This window comes from uncultured Nisaea sp., from assembly GCF_963974195.1.
Lineage (GTDB): Bacteria > Pseudomonadota > Alphaproteobacteria > Thalassobaculales > Thalassobaculaceae > Nisaea.
In genome coordinates this window covers 19,503-39,324 of record NZ_CAXBDC010000014.1, presented here as the reverse complement: position 1 = coordinate 39,324, position 19,822 = coordinate 19,503, and the positions used below count along the sequence as shown (strand labels likewise).

Here is a 19,822-nt window from a genome sequence, read left to right as displayed (position 1 = left end):
CTCCGCGTGGGGGGATGTGAGCGCGTTGGTTGACTCGATCCGGCTCCCCGGCTTCACTGCGTTTCCGAATGCGGCAGAGGCCGCGCAGCTATCCCGGGGATGTTCCTAAGTCATGGATGCAGTAGAAATTTTGCCGGCGCGCGCAAGTGACAGGGAAGGGCTGACCGACCTTGTGTGCGAGCTGAAAGATTTCGAGCGCTATCTGCATCAGGCGCGGCAGCCGGGCGAGCGGGTCGCGGCGGAGCATGTCGATTATCTGATTCATTCCGCTGAAGAGGGCGCAGGCGCCATTTTCATCGCCTGGGTCGGAGCGGATATCGCCGGTTTCGTCGCAGGCTGGATGGCCGTGGATCAGGATCCCCTGAATTTCCCGGAACTGGCCTCGCATGGATATGTTTCAGATGTTTTCGTATTGCACCGGTGGCGCGGCAAGGATATTGCCCTGCAGCTTCTGGAAGCCATTGAAGCACATCTGAAAAATCAGGGAGCCAGACGGCTCCGCATTCATTCTCTTGCACGCAACGCAGCGGCACTCGCCGCTTACCGGGGATTTGGCTTCGATCCAATGGAGCTTGTCCTGGAAAAACCACTTTAAGAACCGCCTAAAAGAACACGCCGGGAAGGCGGACCCGACTCGCCGCGGGCTTCATACGGCGGAGACAATGGGAGGAATATATGACGCGCAAATCCTATGAGGACTTGCGGAGTTACCGCTGGTATGGGGTCGATGACCTGCGTTCGTTCGGGCACAGATCCCGGGCCAAGCAGATGGGCTACGCCCGCGAGGACTGGGCCGGAAAACCTGTCATTGCGATCATCAACACCTGGTCAGACATCAATCCGTGCCACACCCATTTTCGTGACCGCGCGGAAGAGGTGAAGCGCGGTGTCTGGCAGGCAGGCGGTTTCCCGGTCGAAATGCCGGCGATCTCTCTGTCCGAGCCGTTCCAGAAGCCGACGACGATGATGTACCGCAACCTGCTGGCGCTGGAGACGGAGGAGCTGCTGCGCTCCTACCCCTGTGACGGTGCGGTGCTGCTCGGCGGCTGCGACAAGACCACGCCGGCGCTTTTCATGGGCGCGGCCAGCATGAACATCCCGGCGCTTTTCGTGCCGGCAGGGCCGATGCTGCGCGGTAACTGGCGCGGCAAGACGCTCGGCTCCGGCAGCGATACCTGGAAATACTGGGCCGAATTGCGCGCCGGCAATATCACCGAGGATGACTGGGAAGAGATCGAGGACGGCATTGCCCGGACGCCCGGCACCTGCATGACCATGGGCACGGCGGCAACCATGATGTGCGCCGCCGAGGCGCTGGGGCTGACGCTTGCGGATGCTGGCTCTATTCCGGCCGCCGACAGTAATCACGCCCGGATGGCGACCCGGTGCGGCCGCCGGATCGTGGATATGGTCTGGGAAGACGTGAAGCCGTCGGATATTTTCACCGTGAAGGCGTTCGAGAATGCGATCACGACGGTGATGGCGATGGGCGGATCGACCAATGCGGTGGTGCATCTGATCGCCATGGCCGGCCGGCTCGGTGTCGAGCTTGATCTGGAACGGTTCGACGAAATTTCCCGGCGCACGCCGTTCCTCGCCAATATCCGGCCGTCGGGTCAGTACCTGATGGAAGATTTCTTCTATGCGGGCGGTCTCGCGGGGCTGCTGAATGAGATCAAGGATATCCTGCATCTCGACTGCATGACGGTGAACGGCAAGACCCTCGGCGAGAATATCGAGGGCAAGGATATCTACAACGAGGACGTCATCCGGCGCCGTGACAAGGCGTTGTCGGGCGAGGGCGGACTCGCTGTGTTGCGCGGAAACCTGGCGCCGGGCGGGGCGATTATCAAGCATATTGCCGCCGACCCCGAGCTGCATACGCATACCGGCCCGGCTGTGGTGTTCAAGGATTACAACGACATGTCCGCGCGGATCGACGATCCGGACCTGCCGGTGACGAAAGACTCGGTCCTCGTGCTGCAGAATGCCGGGCCGCAGGGCGGACCGGGCATGCCGGAATGGGGCATGCTGCCGATTCCGAAGAAGCTGTTGCAGGAAGGGGTCCGCGACATGGTGCGGATTTCTGACGCGCGGATGAGCGGCACGAGCTATGGCACCTGCGTGTTGCATGTGGCGCCGGAAAGCTTCGTCGGCGGGCCGCTGGCTCTGGTTCGGGACGGGGATATGATTGCTCTCGATATTCCGGGCCGGACGCTCGAATTGCAGGTTGACGAGGCAGAACTCGAACGCCGGAGAGCCGCATGGACACCGCCCCCGGCGAAGTTCCAGCGTGGTTTCGGCGCCATCTACGCGGCCCATATCACCCAGGCGGACAGAGGGTGTGATTTTGATGTTCTGGAGGGCACGGCGCCGACTCCGGAGCCGGAAATTCACTAGGGAGTTTCTGCTGCAATTGTGGCATTTATTCGCAAACCACGCACGGTTCTTTCCAACAGAGAGGTAATCCCGTGGCCCGGCGGCCTTGCGCCGGGCCCAATTGTTCGGAAGTATGTGCGCCGAGATTGTGCGTATTAAAGAGCACCGTCGTTTCACAATCGTTCAACACAAGAACGAATTAATCATCATTAGGAGGAAACACAATGTCGTTACCCGTAATCCGTTCTCTTGCCGTGGGCGTTCTCGCCATCGGTTTTGCCGCTTCTGCGCAAGCCGAGAACATCAAGCTGATGACCGGCCCGCAGGGCGGTTCCTGGTATCCGCTTGGCGGCGCCATCAAGAACATTGTCGAGAACAATGTTTCCGGCACCAGCGTGCAGGTTCTTCCGGGCGCCGGTATCGCCAACGTGAAGGCCGTTGAATCCGGCAAGGCCGACATCGGTTTCGCCAACTCGGTTTCCACCGTGGACGCGATCAACGGCAAGCCGCCGTTCGAGAGCAAGGCTACCAATGTCTGTAATGTTGCGACCCTGTATCCGCAGTATTTCCAGATCATCGCGCTGCAGAGCACCAGCATCAAATCGCCGGCCGATCTGAAGGGCACCGCCCTGACCACCCAGAAAAAGGGCAACACGGGCGAGGCCATCACCCGGCACCTGCTGCAGGCTTATGGCATGAGCTATGACGATCTGAAGCAGGTCAGCTACGGCTCCTACACCGATTCCGTGAACCAGCTCAAAGACGGCAATTCCGATTGGTTCACCCTTGGCTCGACCGTGCCTGCCGGCTCCGTCATGGATCTTGCCTCCGCCCGCGATATCACCGTTGTTCCGGTTCCGGACGATGGCCTGGCGAAGATGAAAGAGATCAACCCCGGCTATCAGCGCATCGTGGTTCCGGCCAACAGCTATCCCGGTCAGACCGAGGCGGTTGGTACGATCGGCTATTCCACGCATGTCATCGCGCGTTGCGATCTGGACGAGCAGCTGGTCTATGACGTGCTGAAGAATCTGCTGGCCAGCGTGCCGGATCTCGCCAATGTCGCCAAGGCAGTCGGTTCGGCCGATGCCAAGAGCATGGCCGTCGAGACCGGTGTTCCGCTGCACAAGGGCGCCATGAAGTTCTTCAAGGAACAGGGCGTCCTTTAACCCGGAAACGCGTTTCCGGAACGAGGGCGGCCATGGCCGCCCTCGTTCTTTTCCCAACCGGCAGATTTCCGGCCTCGGAGGCCCACCATGTTGTATTGGTTGCGCGGCGCCAAGTACGTGATCTCGATCGTTGCTCTGTCAATGGTCTCTTATCATATCTACACGGCCCTGTTCGGCGCACCCGACGCACTCACATTCCGTGCAGTGCATGTCGCTTTCGCTCTCGTTCTTGCTTTTCTCATCTTTCCTTCCCGGGGTCTCGAACTCGATAAACCGGATGTGTCCGGTGTGTTGCTTGCGGCTCTCAGCGTTGTTGCCTGCGGCTATATCCTCTGGGCCCAGGAATATATCGACAACCGCATGATGATGGTCGACGACCTGCGCGGCGAGGACTGGGTGCTTGGCTCCCTGATGGTCGTGCTTCTGCTGGAAGCGACGCGACGTGCCGTCGGCCTGGCTTTGCCGATAACGGCCGGCGCTTTCCTGCTCTACGCCGTCACCATCGGCAATGCCGATACGGCGCAGCTGATGGAGCAGCTCTATCTCGGCACGGAAGGTATCTTCGGCATCCCGGTCAGCGTCTCGGCCACCTATGTCATGCTGTTCATTCTGTTCGGCGCCATGGTGGAGAGGACCGGCACCGGCCGTCTGTTCATGGATTTCGCCATGGCCATCGCCGGCCACACTGCCGGTGGTCCGGCTAAGGTGGCTTGTATCACCAGTGGTATGTTCGGCACCATTTCCGGCAGCGCCGTTGCCAATGTGATGACAACCGGTACTTTCACCATTCCGCTGATGAAGCGCATCGGTTATCCGCCGGCTTTTGCGGGGGCTGTCGAAGCTGTCGCCTCCACCGGTGGCCAGATCATGCCGCCGATCATGGGCGCGGTTGCCTTCGTCATGGCCGACTTCCTCGGCATCAGTTACATGACCGTGATCGGTTATGCCCTGATCCCGGCTGTGCTGTATTTCCTCGCTGTCTTCATGTGCGTGCATTTCGAGGCACGCCGCCTCGGCATGCGCGGTCTGCCGAAGGCGGATCTGCCGCGCCTGCTGGACGTGCTGAAAGAGCGCGGCCACATGTTCCTGCCGCTGGTGGTGATCTGTGCGTTCCTGTTCATGGGCTACAGCGCACCTTATTCGGCGCTGGCCGGTATCGCGTCGGTGCTGATTTCGGCGGCATTGCGCAAGAATACCCGGGTCGAGCTGACGCCGAAGAATGTCGTCGAGGGTTTCATCGCGGGTGCCCGTAACACCGTTACGGTGGCGCTCGCCTGTGGTTGTGCCGGTATTGTCATCGGCGTGATTTCTCTCACGGGGCTTGGCATCGATTTTACCAGCCTGGTGCTGAAGGTCTCGCAGGACACCCTGATCATGGCTCTGGTGCTGACCATGTGCGCCGGTATCATTCTCGGCATGGGTCTGCCGACAACACCGGCTTACGTGGTGCAGGTTTCCCTGCTGGTGCCTGCGCTGGCGAAGCTCGGCGTGGCGCTGGAAGCGGCGCATATGTTCGCGCTTTACTTCGCCATTCTGTCGGCCATTACCCCGCCGGTCGCGCTTGCGGTCTATGCCGCGAACGGGATCTCCGGGGCGAAACTCTGGGAAACCGGTGTGGCCGCGGTGAAACTCGGTGCGACCGGTTATATCGTTCCGTTCATGTTCGTCTTCGGCCCGTCCCTGTTGCTGATCGGCACACCGATGACAATTGCGACGACGGCTGTAACGGCGATCATCGGGGTGGTTTGCCTCTCCTCGGGACTGGCCGGTTTCCTCGTGGCACCATTGCAATGGTGGCAAAGGATTTCGCTGGTCGGGGCCGCACTCGTGCTGATCAAGCCGGGGCTGACCACGGACCTGATCGGTATCGCGATCGTGGCTTTCGTCTTTGCCACTAATTTCGCGCTGAAGAAGCGGGAGGATGCCGCCGCCAGCGCGGGCCTGAGCAACCCCTGACAATCCCGGTAACCGGGTTTTACGATACGCGAGCCGATCAGACTTCAATCTGGTCGGCTCGTTCTTTATGTAGAGTTCGCAGGGTTCGAGCGTGTTGCAACACGCTGTTTTTGTTTCAGGGATGAGAAATGACCGAGAGTGCCGCCTTCGACGAACGTGACGCCGCAAGCTACGGCTACTGGATCGAGGAGAAGATCCGTTTCGCCGATCTCGATCCGGTTGGCCATGTGAACAACAACGCGATCGGCGTTTATCTCGAATCCGCTCGCGTCTCGCTTTTTGCAGATGCCGCGGGGGAGATGTATGGCGGCAACCGGGGCGGATTTTCCTGGGTGGTGGCCCGAATCGAGGTCGATTACCTGAAGGAAATGCACTATCCGGGACAGGTCCGCGTTGGCACCCGGATCGAGAAGCTGGGGAACAGCTCCCTCATCATGCGCCAGGCCATTCTGTCTAACGGCGAGGTCACCGGACTGGCCCGTGTGGTCGGTGTCTGCTTCGATATGCAGGCCCGGAAATCAATGCCGATCCCCGAGGATGTCAGAGCCGGTCTGATGACGCTCGCCGGGCCGTCCGGCGCAAGCTGAAGCTTTACATCACGGCATCGAAGACCCATCCGGCGGCGAGTGAGCCGGTGAGGGCCGTGAACAGATAGAGCAGGAACGGCTTGAGCTTCAGGACGGGCAGGATAGCCATCGCCCCGTAGATGCTGACGACACCGCCCGAGACCAGAAACCCCATGGCCGCGCCGGGCGACATGCCATGGTCCAGCAGGGAACGCGTCAGGGGCAGGGCGGCGAAGCCATCGAGATAGAGTGGCCCGCCGATCAGCACGGCCAATGGTATCGACCACCAGTTTTCCGAGCCGACATAGGTGGAGAGGGCTTCCGGCGTCAGCATGTAGCCGAGCAGATGCTCCATGGCGAAAGCCGGGATCAGGCAGATCAGGATAAGGCGGGTGGTGGCTCTGATCTCACGATAGAAGCCAGTCCTTTTTGCTGCATCTTTCCAGATCGCGGGTGTGAAGCCATCCGGCTGGCAGACCTGACCGAGACTGCCGACGATTGAATTTTCCCGTAATGCCGCAACAGCCCAGGGTTTGTGCGCCATCATCGCCGTCAGACTTCCCCCGACCAGCCCGATGCAAAAGGCGGCGAGCGTTTTACCGGCGGCGAATTCAACGCCGAGTGTGGCGGCAGTTGTGGCCAGCATGGCCGGGTCAGTGACTGGCGAGGAAAGCCAGAATGCCATCACGGGCGCAAGCGGAACGCCGCCGGCGAGGAGCCCGACCATCAGGGGCAGGACGGAGACGCCGCAAACGGGTGTGACGGCGCCAATCGCCGATGCGGCCAGGATCGTGCGATACATGTTGCCCCTGAATATCTCGGATATCCGCCCGCTCGCGCCGCTGGCCCGGACCCATGCGGAAAGCAGCACGCCGGGAACGACAAGAGGAGAGACCTCCAGAAGGCTCCAGCCAACGAAATGGAGCGTGGCGACGCTGTGGGCCGGAAAGGCCAGCGCGATTGTCAGGAGGGCGATCAATGCCGCCCCGAGAACGCACATGGTTCGGCGCGTCATAACCGGCGCGGTGGATGCACAATCGCTCATCATCTCGGCTCCTGTCTGTGTTCACGGACAGATTGTTGCTTGAGATGAATTTTGAAAAACGAATAATATGGAATGTAGGTATTCAATTTATCGATGGATGTGAATGTCCCATCTTGAGAGCGATCTGCTGCGCACGTTCCTGGCGATCAGTGACGCGGGAAGTTTTGTCGGCGGGGCCGCGCGAATCTACCGCTCACAATCTGCCGCCAGCACCCAGATTGCGAAACTTGAAGCTCTGCTCGGGGCGACTGTATTCGAGCGTCATGGCCGTGGTGTTCGCCTGACGGCTGTGGGCGAGAAGCTGGAATCAGTGGCCCGAGGCGTGGTGCGGCAGCTTGACGAAACCCTGGCCGAGCTGACGGGGAATGCACTTTCCGGGAAGCTGAGAGTCGGTATCCCTGATGACGATCGTGAAGGCAGGCTGTCCCGCGTGGTGGCTGATTTTGCCCGGACCTATCCCGGGGTTGAACTCAGCGTGCATTGCACCTTCAGCGCGGGCTTTCCAAAGGCGCTGGCCGAGGGGCGTCTGGATCTCGCGGTGCATGAGGTCGGCAGCGTTGCTCCCGGCATGGAGCAGCTCTGGGCCGAGCCCATTGCCTGGGCGGGATCACGTGCGCATTCAGTGCAACGGGATGACCCGCTGCCGATCGCGCTGTTCGACAGGGCCTGCTGGTGGCGGGACGTGGCGATCTCGTCATTGCGGGACAGCGGACGCCGGTATCGCATTGTCTATTCCAGCGAAACCGCCACCGGAGTGGCAGCGGCCATTCGTGCGGGGATTGCCGTTGGCGTTCTGAACCGCTCGGCAATACAGGGCGATCTTGTCACGCTCTCTCCGGCGGACGGTTTTCCGGCTCTGCCGCCATCCATTCTGGTGATCGAACGGCGGGAAGGCGCGGATCCGGAGCTGTGTGCCGCAATGAGCGACAGTCTGCGCCGCGCCTTCCGCCGGGTTTGATTCCCCCTGATCGGGTCTTTAATTGACCGGCGTGATCAGGTCCTCACCTGCGAAGAAAGCCTTGATGTTGTTGTAGACCAGCATCCCCATGGCCATGCGCGTGTCGTGCGTGGCGCTGGCGATATGCGGTGTCAGGACCACGTTCGTCATGTCGAACAACTCGTCCGGGGCGTTCGGTTCGTCCGGATAGACGTCGAGACCGGCAGCGCCGAGGCGGCCATCCTTCAGGCAGGCGATCAAGGCATCCATGTCAACGACGGAGCCTCGAGCGACGTTTACCAGCAGGCCCTGCGGGCCGAGCGCTTCCAGCACGGCTTCATCCACCAGATTGTTGGTGGCGGCACCGCCCGGAGTGATGACGACCATGATTTCCACGTCCCGGGCCATCTCCACCAGATCGGGGTAAAAGCGGTAGGGTACATCCGGCTTCATGGAGCGGTTGTGATAGGAAATGTCCATCTTGAAGGCGGCGCAGCGGTCTGCAATTTCGAGCCCGATACGGCCGAGGCCAACGATACCGACCTTGGAATGATGCACCTTGTTCACGAACGGATAGAGCTTCTTCACCGGCCACTGACCGGCGCGCACGAAGCGGTCCGCATCGACGATATGCCGACGTGTGGAGATCAGCAGGCCAAGAGCAAGATCGGCGACACAATCATTCAGCACGTCGGGGGTGTTGGTCACCTTGACGCCTCGGCGGTTCGCATCCTCGATATCGATGGCATCATAGCCGACGCCGAAATTGGCGATCAGCTTGGCGTTAGGCACCAGATCCAGCAGTGGCGGGTCGCATTTCATGAAGGTGGCGAAGGCGACGCATTTTTCGCCGACTTCGGCCAGCATCTTCTGCGGGTCCGGCGCGCTGTAGAGATGATGCGTGGTGGCGATCTCGTCCAGCCGGTCCATCGCGGGCTTGTAATAGGGGGCGGGGATCAGGACGTGAGGTTTGTCTGCCACGATATATTTCCTTTTCTTGCGGCCTTATCCCGGCCTGTCAGTACTGGTTGGGATTAGAAAGAAGAACCCGGTTGTTTCAGGAATTCCTGCTCAGCGTCGGTGCTTTCGCGTCCGAGAACGTCATTGCGATGGGGAAAGCGTCCGAAACGGGCGATGATATCCCGGTGGCGCACAGCGTAGTCGGTCGATGTGTCGTTGCCGAGTGCCTCGAACAGGGCAACGCTACGCTCCTGGTCTTCAAGTTCCTCGCTATGTTCGAACGGCAGGTAGAGGAAGGCTTTTTCCCTGTCGGGTAAATCCCGGTCGTAACCGTCCACAAGAGCCTTGATCGCCGCCGCGCGGGCTTTCGCATCGGCGGCGAAAGCCTGGCTCGACCCGCGATGGATATTCCGGGTGAATTGATCGAGCAGCAGGATATAGGCAAGGGCGCCGCGTGGCGTGTCCAGCCAGTCCTCCAGCTTGCCCCGGGATGCGGCTTCAACGAGTGCGCCGAAGCGCTCCCGGATTTGCCGGTCTAGTTCCGGATCTTTTTCGAACCATTGCTTTTCGGAGCATTCCTCGAACCAGAAGCTGTGTATCTGATCAATTTCACGCATATCTTGGTCCAGGTTCCACGTTGTTGAACGGGAACGATAAACCCGCGGAGTGCGTTAGGTAAATGCGCTGGACTTCCGCCCTGCGGATATCCATGTGGTGACAGTGTGAAGTCCTGCATGGGACAGTCGCCCGACACCATTTTGGATTTGGAGAGGACATGGCCCGCCGTTTGAGAAAATGCTTAGCCTCAATGGCTGTATTGTTACTCGTTGCCGGGTGCGGAACGTCCGTCGTTCAGTCCCAGACGGGGGTAAGCGGAGGCGCCAAGAAGCGCGTTCTGGCTTTTGCCGGCAAGCAGGGCCCGATGCTGCTTCAGGTCTCGGGCGAGCCCTTCCGTGAAGGCAAGGGGGAAACGGCGGCGGTTTCCGCGAAAATTCTTTCCGGTGTCTACCCCGAGGTTCCTGACGGTTTCACGCTCAACCCGGCAGTGGCCGGAGCGCCCCAGTACCGGTTCCGGATCGCCTTCGATCCGCCCGTCTCGACCAGTGCCGAAGGCGTTTGCTCCGCGAATGCACAGAAACCGCTGGGCTATGACCGGCGCGGAGACCGGCAGAGCCTTTATATGGTGTTTTGCCGGCAGGATGTTGCCATTGCGGGTGTGGTTGCCCGGTCCGACCGGATGACCACGCTGGCGGACCCGAACTACCGCAATTTGTTGCTTCAAGCAGCCCACGAAATGTTCCAGGCCGATTCAAACGACAATGGCAGTCTTGGCATTCTCGAGTTCGATCCGGTCCCCCGGATAAAGCTGAATCCGCTTGAAGGAATTTTCTGATTTGTGTGGGCTGTGATGCGCTTGGCTGACAGCCCATATTCTTGAAAGGCGCTTTCGGATGTGCCGCACGGGAGAGTGATGTGGAACATAATCGCAGGACAGGGAAAGCCGTTGCAGCCGGAGCACTTTTCTCCACCATGTTGCTTGCTGGCTGCGTGACCTCGATGCAGGGATATTCCGGGGTCGATAATGAGGGTAAGCGCGAATATCTGACCTATGCGGCGGCCGAAACGCCGGTCTGCCTGACTATGTCCGGCACGCCATTCGTGGGTGACAATCAGGCTGCCGCTGTTGTAGCCGGTTATGCCTCCGGTGCGATCCTCGGCTCTCCCGCGCGGTTCACCGCCGATTGCGAGAGCACCGCCCATCCGGATTACCGGATCGTCATTTTCGCGAATGCTTCAATCGTCGGCTCCCCCGATCAGCTCTGTGAGGAAGCTCCGATCCCGACGCATCAGGTTGCCGGTAAATTGCGCCTTGATGCGGCCTTTTGCGCAAAGACCGAGCCGCTCAGCACAGCATGGTCCGAAGGACCCGCTCCGGAGGGAATTAACGACCCTGTTTTCCGGCGCATGATCTGGACCACGATGAACGAGCTGTTCCCGGCCGAGAAAGAGCGGAAGAATGATCGGGAAGGGTTCCGGATATCGGCGCTTCAGTGAGCCGGTGCCTGCCCTTCCGGGATGGACGCCCTAGCCGTCTCCGTACCAAGAGACGCGGGCGGCCGCGTCCCGGTCTGCATTACGGGCGGAGTTGAAGCGGAGATCGCTGAAACCGCCCACGGCATACCAGCCTGAGGCATCCTCCGGATCGCGGCGAAATTCCTCGAAGCCGAAGCTGCCATCCGTTCTCTGATACACATCGACGCACAAAAGCCCGTCGGCGCTGTTTCTGGAGGTGATGACGAGAGGCTTCGTCATCACGCGGTCTAGAACTGATCCAGCGCCATGGCCATCACACTGTCGCCTGCATCGGTGACCTGCGGCAGCAAGGCCGGGGCCTGGCTCAGGTGATAATCGGCGAAGAACCGGGCGCTGATCAGCTTGCTTTCCAGAAAGGCCGCATCGCCATTGGCGCTTTGCTTCTGCTCCATGGCTGCTTTAACGCCGCGCGCCAGCAGCCAGCCGGCACAGAGCAAACCCATCAGGTTCTGGAAGGAGACGCCCCCGGAAGCGGCTTTGCCGGTGTCGGAGGGGAAGGTCGTGACCAGCCATTGCACGGCGCTTTCCGCCGCCTCCAGGGCCGCGTCCATGTTGCGGACGATGGCGCGGGCTGACAGATCGTCGCTGGCGCGCAGCGGCTCCAGATCGGCGCGAATATCGGCAAACAGTTCCTTCGCGGCTTCTCCGCCGTCACGGGCGACTTTGCGGCCGATCAGATCCATCGCCTGCACGCCGTTGGTGCCTTCGTAGATCGTGGTGATCCTTGCATCGCGGTAATGCTGGGCGGCGCCTGTTTCCTCGATGAAGCCCATGCCGCCATGGATCTGGATGTTGGTCGAGGTGATGGCGAGGCCGGTATCGGTACACCAGGATTTCACCACCGGGATCATCAGGTCGACACGGCGCTGGGCACGCGCTCTTTTCTCCAGGGCTTCCTCCCGGTTGGCCCGGTCGATCTCGGCGGCGGTGTAATAGCAAAGACCGCGCATGCCCTCGATCTGGCTCTTCATGCCGAGCAGCATGCGGCGGACGTCGGGGTGCTGGATGATCGCAACCGGCCCGTCGCTGCCCTGAATGGCGCGGCTTTGCACCCGGTCGCGGGAAAAGGCGACTGCTTGCTGGTAGGCGCGTTCGGCAATGGCGAGGCCCTGTAGGCCAACCCCGAGGCGGGCGTTGTTCATCATCACGAACATATATTCGATGCCGCGATTTTCCTCGCCGATCAGATAGGCGACGGCGCCTTCATTATCGCCATAGGACATGACGCAGGTCGGGCTGGCATGGATGCCGAGCTTTTCTTCCAGCGAGACCGGCCGGACATCGTTCCGGGCGCCGAGGGAGCCGTCGTCATTGACCAGGAATTTCGGCACGATGAAGAGCGAGAGCCCCTTGCTGCCGGGAGGTCCGTCGGGAGAGCGGGCGAGGACGAGATGGACGATGTTGTCCGTCATGTCGTGATCGCCCCAGGTGATGAATATCTTCTGGCCCTTCAGAAGATAGTGATCGCCCTTGCGCTCGGACCGGGTACGGATGGCGCCGAGATCGGTGCCGGATTGCGGCTCGGTCAGGTTCATGGTTCCGGTCCATTCGCCGGAAACCAGCTTGTGCAGGTATTTTTCCTTCTGCTCGGCACTCGCATGCTTGGTCATGGCCTCGATGCCGGCCTGCGTGAGCAGTGGACAGAGGGCGAAGGCGAGGTTGGCGCTGTTCCACATTTCCCAGACCGCCATGGTCAGGGAGACCGGCAGATTCTGGCCGCCGAATTCTTCCTCGAACGGCATGGCGTTCCAGCCACCCTGCCAGAACTGGCTGTAGGCATCCGAAAATCCCGGGACCGGACGAACCACGCCGTTTTCCAGCCGCGCCTTTTCCTTGTCGCCGACTTCGTTCAGCGGGGCCAGGACATCGCGGGAAAACTTGCCCGCTTCTTCCAGAATCTGGTCCGTGAGTTCCTGATCGGTGCCGTCGAAACCCGGCAGCGCGGCGATCTTGTCGAAGCCGACAATTTCGCGCAGCGTGAAGCGCATATCATCAAGCGGGGCGGAATAAACAGACATCGATTTCCTCACACTTTGCCGGAGCGGGTTATGATATCCGGCTCCCAATTGTTTGCCGCAGTCTAGTGCTTGCAGCACGGGTTGCAATCCAAATAGGACGGAATACAAGCCAGGGAAGTGATGAGTGAAGTCCGGCTCCGGTGTAGAGCCGGACAAGGTAATCAGGTGCCGATCTTGATACGGCGCTCCGCGTGTGTGCCGTCTTTACTCTTCGGCATCGAAATGCTGAGAACACCTTTATCGAAGGCGGCCTTGATCTTCGCCTCATCGATGTTTTCCGGGACCGTGAAGGAGCGCCGGAACTGGCCGTAACGGCGTTCCGTTAGATGGTAATTGTCCTTCTCGTCTTTCTTTTCCTCGGTCTTCTCGCCTTTCACAGTGATGGTCCCGTTCTTCACCGTGACCTCGACATCCTCTTCCCCCATGCCGGGGAGTTCGGTGGAGATGGAGATCTCGGTGTCGCTTTCCTTCATGTCCGTGGTGGGAATAACGAGGCCGTTATGCGCACCGGCGAAAGGCAGCGGCATGGAAAATGCGGGGGATTGCAGAAAGCTGTGAAACATACGGTCCATTTCGGCGCGAAAGGCCGAAAACGGGTCCGCGTATGTTTTGACGGGTTCCGAACTCTTACTCTCTGTGATGTTGCCCATGGCGTTTCTCCTTCGCTCTGGAACATTCGGTAATGCTCAGGTGCAGGAGAATAGGCAGTCACCGCCGGACGCTCATTGAGCTAGGTCAATAAGCGTCCGGGGCAGGAAAGATAGAAAGATATCAGATCACCTTGCCGGGATTCATGATGCCGTTTGGATCTATCGCATTCTTGAGCGTGCGCATGAGGTCGAGCGCAACCGGGTCCTTGTAGTGGGCCAGCTCGTCCCGCTTCAGGCGGCCGATACCGTGCTCCGCGCTGATCGAGCCGCCGAAGGACACGACAACATCGTGGACTGCCCGGTTATACTCGTCCCAGCGATTGACGAATGCCTTTGAATCGCCGCCTTCCGGCTCCGCCACATTGTAATGCAGGTTGCCATCCCCGGCATGCCCGAAGGCAACGATCCGGGCATTCTTGTCCACCTTGCTGATCGCCTCTGCTGCGGCCTTGTAGAAAGCAGGCAGGCTGGCAACCGGAACGGAGACGTCGTGCTTGATGGAGGCGCCTTCGATCTTCTGGGATTCGGACGCATTCTCGCGCAGCTTCCAGAATTCCTGACGCTGCTGTTCGTTCTGGGCGAGGGCAGCATCCAGGATCAGGCCATCTTCCATGGCGGCACCGAGAATGGCCTCGAACCGTTCCTCAATGCCGGTGTCATTGTCCGACGTGGTGACCAGTTCGATCAGCGTATACATCTCGTACCGTTCGCCCAGCGGGTCCTGGCAGTCTGGCATATGCTTCAGAACAAGGTCGATGACCAGCCGCGGGATCAGCTCGAACGTCTCGACGCTGTCGCCGCTTTCCGCTCGTGCCCGCTGCAGCAGCTCGATGGCCGCGTCCACATCGCGGATGGCGCAAAAGGCGGTGCGGATATCGCGGGGCTTCGGGAACAGCTTGACGACCGCAGCGGTGATGATGCCGAGAGTGCCTTCGGCGCCAATGAAAAGATGCTTCAGGTCGTAGCCCGTATTGTCCTTGCGCAAGCTGCCGAGCCCGTTCCAGATCCGGCCGTCCGGCAGTACGACCTCAAGGCCAAGCGTCAGATCCCGGGTGTTGCCATAGCGCAGGACGTTGGTGCCGCCCGCATTGGTGCTGAGATTGCCGCCGATCATGCAGCTGCCTTCGGCAGCGAGGCTGAGCGGGAAATAACGATCCGCCTTGGCGGCTTCTTCCTGCAGGAACTGCAGCACGCAGCCGGCTTCCACTGTCATTGTGTAGTTCAGCGGATCGATCGACCGGATCTTGTTCATCCGGGCGAGCGACAGGACGATCTCGTTGCCGGTCTCGAACGGCACGGACCCGCCGCACAGGCTGGTGTTGCCGCCCTGGGGAACGACCGGGATACCCGCTTCGTTGCAGAGCTTCAGGACACTGGAGACTTCAGCTGCGGTCGTCGGTTTGACCACCATCTGCGCGCGGCCATGAAACAGCCCGCGATCCTCTACAAGATTGGGCTCCATGGCGGAGGGGTCGGAAGTCCAGCCCTTCGGACCGACGATTTCCTTGATCTTTTCGAGCGCGGCGGCCTCTTCGGCGGTCGGCGAATAGGGCGCATCGGGTAGGGCCGTGGTGCGCGGGGCGGACATGACGCGGTCTCCGGAACTGCGTGGATAAAGTTGATTGGCGGCAATATTAGTGACCGGCGCCGGAACGGCAACCCGCCACGGCGCGAAGGCACCTATGCGCGTGGAGCAGCGGCGCGGCGGAGCCGGTCGTTAATGGCGGTGCCAAGGCCCTCCGCTGGGATCGGCGCGACGGCGATTCCGGTTGCTCCGGGCCTGTCCAGCGCACGCAGCAGGGCGAACAGGCGGGCCGCTGCCTCGGTGAGATCGCCCGAAGCGCTGAGTGTCTCCGAGCCGGCGGGGCCAGCGGTGGCGCCGAAGCCGAGAAAGATTTCCCCGTCATCGGCGGATGTTGCATTGAGACGGACCGGAAGCGCCGGTGCGTAATGGCTCTCCAGCATGCCGGGCGCGGCGATTTTTGCGCCGGTGCCGGCAGCCGAAACCTGCCCGAGCAGTGGCGTCAGCATCTCGGCGGTGATCGCTCCAGGCCGGAGGATCGTTGGTGTTTCTCCCGAGAGGTCCAGCACGGTGGATTCAAGACCAACGGAGCAGGGGCCGCCATCCAGAATGATCGAGACCTTGCCTGCCAGCCCGGCGAACACATGCTCCGCCGTGGTCGGGCTGACCCGGCCGGAGGGATTGGCGCTTGGCGCGGCGATGGGGCGGTCAACGGCGCGCAGCAGCTCGGCGGCGAGCGGATGTGCAGGCACCCGAATGGCGATGGTGTCGAGGCCGGCGCTGGCCAGCAGGGAGATTGGACAGTTTTCCCGACGCCGTACCACCAGAGTCATCGGCCCCGGCCAGAAGGTTTCGGCGACGGCTCGGGCGCGCGCGTCAAAATCGCCGAGGGCGAAAGCGGCATCCAGATCCGGCACGTGCGAGATCAGCGGGTTGAAGCTCGGCCGGGCTTTTGCCTCGAATATCCGGGCGACAGCCGTGTCGCTGGTTGCATCGCCGCCGAGCCCGTAGACGGTTTCGGTCGGGAACGCCACAAGCGCGCCGGCCGCGAGGGTCGCGGCGGCTTCGTAGAGTGCCGCGTCGGTTGGTTTCAGAACCCGTGTTTCGATCATGACCGCCGCTTATCCGCCGGTCCGGCGGGTGCGGTCAAGAGATGGTCTTATGTTGCGCTGCACAATAATGGTGTTAACGTGGCGCTTGCGATACAGTCGTGATGCAGCCTGGGAGTGCGGCCATGACGGGAACCATCATCACTATTGCGCAACAGAAGGGCGGAGCGGGCAAGACCACGCTGGCGGCCCAGCTTGCCGTTGCGCTGGCACATAGCGGCATGCGCGTCGCGGCCATCGATATCGATCCGCAGATGAGCCTTTCCACCTGGTTCGACATGCGGGCCGAAATGCATGGTGATCTTGTCTACAAGGGCAAGGGCGGGCTGGAAATCCTGCAGGTCACCGGCTGGCGCGCTGCGTCGGAGATCGAGCGCCAGGCGAAGGAAAACGATGTGGTCATCGTCGATTCCCCGCCCCATGCCGAGACCGAGGCGCGGATCGCAGTGCGCAATGCCCATCTGGCCGTCATTCCGGTGCAGCCGAGCCCGATGGATGTCTGGGCGACGAAACCGACTCTGGATATGGCGGCCAAGGAAAAAACCCCGGTGCTTCTGGTGCTCAACCGGGTACCGCCACGGGCAAAACTGACGGAACGCATGGTCGCGGCGCTGGCTGAACTTAAGGTGCCGGTGGCTAAAACGCAGATCGGCAATCGCGTGGCTCTGGCCAGCAGCATGGCGGACGGGCTTGGCGTCGTTGAATTCGCGAAAAGCAGCGTCGCGGCGAAAGAGATCACCGCACTGGCAAAGTTGGTGCTGAAGGCCGCCGGTTAAACGTTGCGGCCCTTGGCGATGAACATCCCATTGAGGAACTTTTCTCCGGACTTGCCGTAACGGAACGGCGTGCCGTCGAACGCGGTCATGGTGCCGCCGGCGGAATTCAGCACGGCGTGGCCAGCGGCGGTATCCCATTCGCAGGTCGGGCCGGTGCGCGGATAAACGTCCGCTTCACCACGGGCCACGAGGCAGAATTTCAGCGCCGAGCCGCGCGACACGGAATGAGCCGGTTTCAGGGTCTCGATATATTCCTCAAGCTCCGGCGAGCGGTGGGAGCGGCTGGCAACGACCGTCAGCGTTTCCGGCGTGGCCTCGCGCACGGAAATCGGCGTGCGGGTACCGTCGGCTTCTTCCTCGAACGCGCCGCCACCGACGAAACCGGCGGAGGCCCGGCCGTCAACAGGTGTCAGCACCACACCCAGAGTGGGCTCGAAATTCTCCACCAGACCGATATTCACCGTGAAGTCACCGTTCCGGCGGATATATTCCTTGGTGCCGTCCAGCGGGTCGACCAGCCAGAAGGTGCCGCCGGAGACATCCGGATTGTGGCCGTCGGCGAAGCTCTCTTCCGAGATGATCGGGATTTCCGGTGTCAGCTTTTCAAGCGCGGGGAAGATCAGCGCATCGGCTGCCCGGTCCGCGGCGGTAACCGGCGAGCCGTCCGTCTTCTCGTCGACCGCGATCTCGCCCTCGTAATATTTCAGGATCAGAGCCGAGGCGTCCCGGGCAATCAGAATGACTTCGTTCAGCAGGGCCTGTTTGTCCATGATCTGTCCGGCAGAGTGTTGATAGGGGGCGGTGTCGGTCGTAGTTTCGATCTGCAATACTGGAATTGGACGGGTTTGAACAGGCATGTGCGGTCGTTACAGCATCAAAACGCCCCCGGAAGATCTGTTCCGGCTCTTCGCGGTGACGGACATGCTCAATCTGGAGCCGCGTTACAATATGGCGCCGATGCAGACCGCGCCGGTGATCCGGGATCGTGACGGCAAACGGCATATGGACCGGCTCCGCTGGGGGCTGGTGCCGGGCTGGGCGCCGGATGAAAGCCGGGCCGCATCCCTTATCAACGGGCGATCGGAAACGGCCGCTGAGAAGCCGTCTTTCCGCGATGCCTATGCGAAGCGGCGCTGCCTGGTGCCGGCGGATGGCTTTTATGAATGGCGCAAGGTTGCTGGCGGTAAACAGCCTTACAGGGTCTCGCTTGAGGGAGAGCGCCCGTTTGCGTTCGCGGGGCTTTGGGAGCACTGGGACAAAGGCGCCGAGCCGGTAGAAACTTTCACTCTGCTGACCGTGGATGCCGATCCCAGGATCGAACACATCCACCACCGGATGCCGGTCATGCTGTCTGAGCCGGAGGAATTTGCCTGCTGGCTGGAAGGAGATACCGGAGACAGGGCGGCGCTGTTGCGCCCTTATGGCAAGGAAGATCTGGTTTTCACGCCCGTCTCGACGCGCGTCGGAAATGTCCGGAACGACGACCCGGCGCTGATGGAGCCCGTCGTTGAAGGAGAGGAGGGTAGTGCGGACGCGCCCGGGCCCTCTCCACGGCAAGGCTCCCTGTTCTGACAGAGGCTTGCTCTATTCCCGGGGGCAGCGATTCAGGATCTGGATTGTGTTGCCGCTTGCCATGAAGCCGCCTGTGCCGGTCGATCCCGCCATCTGGATATCGTTCGGCCCGAGCTTCTGCAGATGCTCAACAAGCGTGGGGGAGCGCCGCAGGTAGAACTGGAAATCGTCTTCCATGGTCTCGGTGATATTGACGGTTTCCGCAGAGGTCTTTCCTTCGCGGGTCACGGTGTAGCCGGAACCGGTGAAGATCACGTAATTCTCCGCGCAATTGTCCGGTGACCAGCGGCCGACCAGCGTCGGCGCAATGCCGCTATAGCGGATGACATTGCCCGTGGTCAGGGGCATCACCACAGGCTCATCCGCCGTATGGCTCCCCATTTCCGGCTCGTCATGGGCCATTGAGGCATGCGGGAACATGCGGGCGTAGCTGCCAAGACCGACCTTGTCGGCGAGAGAAAGCATCGCAGGATGCTGCAGGTACAGCATGACCGAGATCGCGCCGCCGCCAAGGAGCAGCAGGACGAGCAGCAGCAGGATGATGGTTTTCAGGGCGGAGCGTTTTTTCCGGGGCGCGGGTTTCCGGAAGATGGGCGGGAGGTCATCGTAGGCCTGACGTTCGGAGGCACCGCCCCGGTCTACGGGCCAGGTCTCTTCGGCTTCGGCCGGCTCCGGCTCGTAAGTCATCGAGACACTTTCGTCCCGGCGCGGAGCTTCGGTCCGCTCCTCGTCATATTCTTCCGGCCCGGACTCCGCTCCGAAACCGTCCACCGCATCATCGTCGAAATTGGGATTGTAGCCGGGTTCGGGCTCATCCTCGGCCATCGGCAAATCGATGCTGGACTGGTCAAGATAGAACAGCTGGGCATATTGCCAGTCGCCGGATGCATCGTCGTGGTACGCGCCGACCAGCCGGATTTCCGCGCCGCGATCATTCGCGATTTCCCGCGCCAATCCGGATTTCAGGACGGAATAGGCCCGGGCCTGCTCGACGGTTTCCCAAGAGCCGCCACGGTCGGTGGCGGGGCGGGACTGGAGGTAATAATGCGCATATCGCTTCATGACGGAC

Annotated in this window: 20 protein-coding genes; 10 read left to right on the top strand and 10 right to left on the bottom strand. The window is 61.2% G+C overall.

The annotated features are described in order from the left end of the window. The first annotated feature begins 112 nt into the window (after positions 1 to 112). The 5 genes from AAC126_RS05185 to AAC126_RS05165 all read left to right on the top strand — a co-directional run bounded on the left by AAC126_RS05185 (position 113) and on the right by AAC126_RS05165 (position 6,091). Positions 113 to 595: a GNAT family N-acetyltransferase gene (locus tag AAC126_RS05185; RefSeq protein WP_339850697.1), complete on the top strand. Its 483-nt coding sequence runs from the start codon at positions 113 to 115 to the stop codon at positions 593 to 595. A gap of 80 nt (positions 596 to 675) precedes the next feature. Continuing rightward, entirely contained in the window at positions 676 to 2,400 is a 1,725-nt protein-coding gene (gene araD / locus AAC126_RS05180) for an L-arabinonate dehydratase (protein WP_339850696.1), read from the top strand. A 203-nt stretch (positions 2,401 to 2,603) separates the two neighbouring features. Beyond that, a complete protein-coding gene (locus AAC126_RS05175) occupies positions 2,604 to 3,548 on the top strand; it encodes a TAXI family TRAP transporter solute-binding subunit (protein WP_339850694.1) in 945 nt (314 codons plus the stop codon). 87 nt (positions 3,549 to 3,635) lie between these two features. Beyond that, positions 3,636 to 5,504 carry a TRAP transporter permease gene (locus AAC126_RS05170; RefSeq protein ID WP_339850692.1) on the top strand — a complete coding sequence of 623 codons (1,869 nt, stop codon included), beginning with the start codon at positions 3,636 to 3,638 and terminating at the stop codon, positions 5,502 to 5,504. A gap of 128 nt (positions 5,505 to 5,632) precedes the next feature. Continuing rightward, positions 5,633 to 6,091, top strand: coding sequence for a thioesterase family protein (locus tag AAC126_RS05165; RefSeq protein WP_339850690.1), 459 nt, complete (start codon positions 5,633 to 5,635; stop codon positions 6,089 to 6,091). 4 nt (positions 6,092 to 6,095) lie between these two features. Here AAC126_RS05165 and AAC126_RS05160 read toward each other — a convergent pair whose 3' ends face one another. Beyond that, positions 6,096 to 7,115 carry a permease gene (locus AAC126_RS05160; RefSeq protein WP_339850689.1) on the bottom strand — a complete coding sequence of 340 codons (1,020 nt, stop codon included), beginning with the start codon at positions 7,113 to 7,115 and terminating at the stop codon, positions 6,096 to 6,098. Positions 7,116 to 7,218: 103 nt separating this feature from the next. Here AAC126_RS05160 and AAC126_RS05155 point away from each other — a divergent pair, with 103 nt between their 5' ends. Then, positions 7,219 to 8,073, top strand: a complete 855-nt coding sequence (locus AAC126_RS05155; protein WP_339850688.1) for a LysR substrate-binding domain-containing protein — start codon at positions 7,219 to 7,221, stop codon at positions 8,071 to 8,073. An 18-nt stretch (positions 8,074 to 8,091) separates the two neighbouring features. On the opposite strand, the gene AAC126_RS05150 is transcribed toward AAC126_RS05155, so the two are convergent. Together AAC126_RS05150 and AAC126_RS05145 are read right to left on the bottom strand one after the other, a co-directional pair. Then, entirely contained in the window at positions 8,092 to 9,033 is a 942-nt protein-coding gene (locus AAC126_RS05150) for a 2-hydroxyacid dehydrogenase (RefSeq protein WP_339850686.1), read from the bottom strand. Between the two features lie 53 nt (positions 9,034 to 9,086). After that, positions 9,087 to 9,629 carry a DUF924 family protein gene (locus AAC126_RS05145; RefSeq protein WP_339850684.1) on the bottom strand — a complete coding sequence of 181 codons (543 nt, stop codon included), beginning with the start codon at positions 9,627 to 9,629 and terminating at the stop codon, positions 9,087 to 9,089. 191 nt (positions 9,630 to 9,820) lie between these two features. On the opposite strand from AAC126_RS05145, the gene AAC126_RS05140 reads away from it, so the two are divergent. Both AAC126_RS05140 and AAC126_RS05135 read left to right on the top strand, forming a co-directional pair. Continuing rightward, entirely contained in the window at positions 9,821 to 10,405 is a 585-nt protein-coding gene (locus tag AAC126_RS05140; RefSeq protein ID WP_339850683.1) for a hypothetical protein, read from the top strand. Positions 10,406 to 10,485: 80 nt separating this feature from the next. After that, positions 10,486 to 11,067: a hypothetical protein gene (locus tag AAC126_RS05135; protein ID WP_339850681.1), complete on the top strand. Its 582-nt coding sequence runs from the start codon at positions 10,486 to 10,488 to the stop codon at positions 11,065 to 11,067. 30 nt (positions 11,068 to 11,097) lie between these two features. Here the strand turns inward: AAC126_RS05135 and AAC126_RS05130 are convergent, their stop codons facing one another. The 5 genes from AAC126_RS05130 to AAC126_RS05110 all read right to left on the bottom strand — a co-directional run bounded on the left by AAC126_RS05130 (position 11,098) and on the right by AAC126_RS05110 (position 16,408). Beyond that, complete coding sequence (locus AAC126_RS05130; RefSeq protein WP_339850680.1) at positions 11,098 to 11,325, bottom strand: hypothetical protein; 228 nt, start codon at positions 11,323 to 11,325, stop codon at positions 11,098 to 11,100. An 8-nt stretch (positions 11,326 to 11,333) separates the two neighbouring features. Next, positions 11,334 to 13,124 (bottom strand): acyl-CoA dehydrogenase, encoded by a 1,791-nt coding sequence (locus AAC126_RS05125; RefSeq protein WP_339850679.1) that lies wholly within the window; start codon positions 13,122 to 13,124, stop codon positions 11,334 to 11,336. Positions 13,125 to 13,285: 161 nt separating this feature from the next. Next, positions 13,286 to 13,774, bottom strand: a complete 489-nt coding sequence (locus AAC126_RS05120; RefSeq protein WP_339850678.1) for an Hsp20/alpha crystallin family protein — start codon at positions 13,772 to 13,774, stop codon at positions 13,286 to 13,288. Positions 13,775 to 13,895: 121 nt separating this feature from the next. Next, entirely contained in the window at positions 13,896 to 15,362 is a 1,467-nt protein-coding gene (locus AAC126_RS05115; protein ID WP_339850677.1) for an FAD-binding oxidoreductase, read from the bottom strand. Positions 15,363 to 15,454: 92 nt separating this feature from the next. Further along, positions 15,455 to 16,408 (bottom strand): L-threonylcarbamoyladenylate synthase, encoded by a 954-nt coding sequence (locus tag AAC126_RS05110; RefSeq protein ID WP_339850675.1) that lies wholly within the window; start codon positions 16,406 to 16,408, stop codon positions 15,455 to 15,457. A gap of 122 nt (positions 16,409 to 16,530) precedes the next feature. On the opposite strand from AAC126_RS05110, the gene parA reads away from it, so the two are divergent. Beyond that, positions 16,531 to 17,181: a ParA family partition ATPase gene (gene parA, locus AAC126_RS05105; RefSeq protein ID WP_339850673.1), complete on the top strand. Its 651-nt coding sequence runs from the start codon at positions 16,531 to 16,533 to the stop codon at positions 17,179 to 17,181. On the opposite strand, the gene cysQ is transcribed toward parA, so the two are convergent. Then, the gene (cysQ, locus tag AAC126_RS05100; protein WP_339850671.1) at positions 17,178 to 17,951 is read right to left on the bottom strand and encodes a 3'(2'),5'-bisphosphate nucleotidase CysQ; all 774 of its coding nucleotides are present in this window, start codon (positions 17,949 to 17,951) and stop codon (positions 17,178 to 17,180) included. The genes parA and cysQ overlap by 4 nt on opposite strands. Positions 17,952 to 18,036: 85 nt before the next feature. Between cysQ and AAC126_RS05095 the strand changes: the two genes are divergently transcribed. After that, positions 18,037 to 18,753 (top strand): SOS response-associated peptidase, encoded by a 717-nt coding sequence (locus AAC126_RS05095; RefSeq protein ID WP_339850669.1) that lies wholly within the window; start codon positions 18,037 to 18,039, stop codon positions 18,751 to 18,753. 12 nt (positions 18,754 to 18,765) lie between these two features. On the opposite strand, the gene AAC126_RS05090 is transcribed toward AAC126_RS05095, so the two are convergent. Continuing rightward, the gene (locus AAC126_RS05090) at positions 18,766 to 19,815 is read right to left on the bottom strand and encodes a hypothetical protein (RefSeq protein WP_339850668.1); all 1,050 of its coding nucleotides are present in this window, start codon (positions 19,813 to 19,815) and stop codon (positions 18,766 to 18,768) included. Between the last annotated feature and the right edge of the window lie 7 nt (positions 19,816 to 19,822).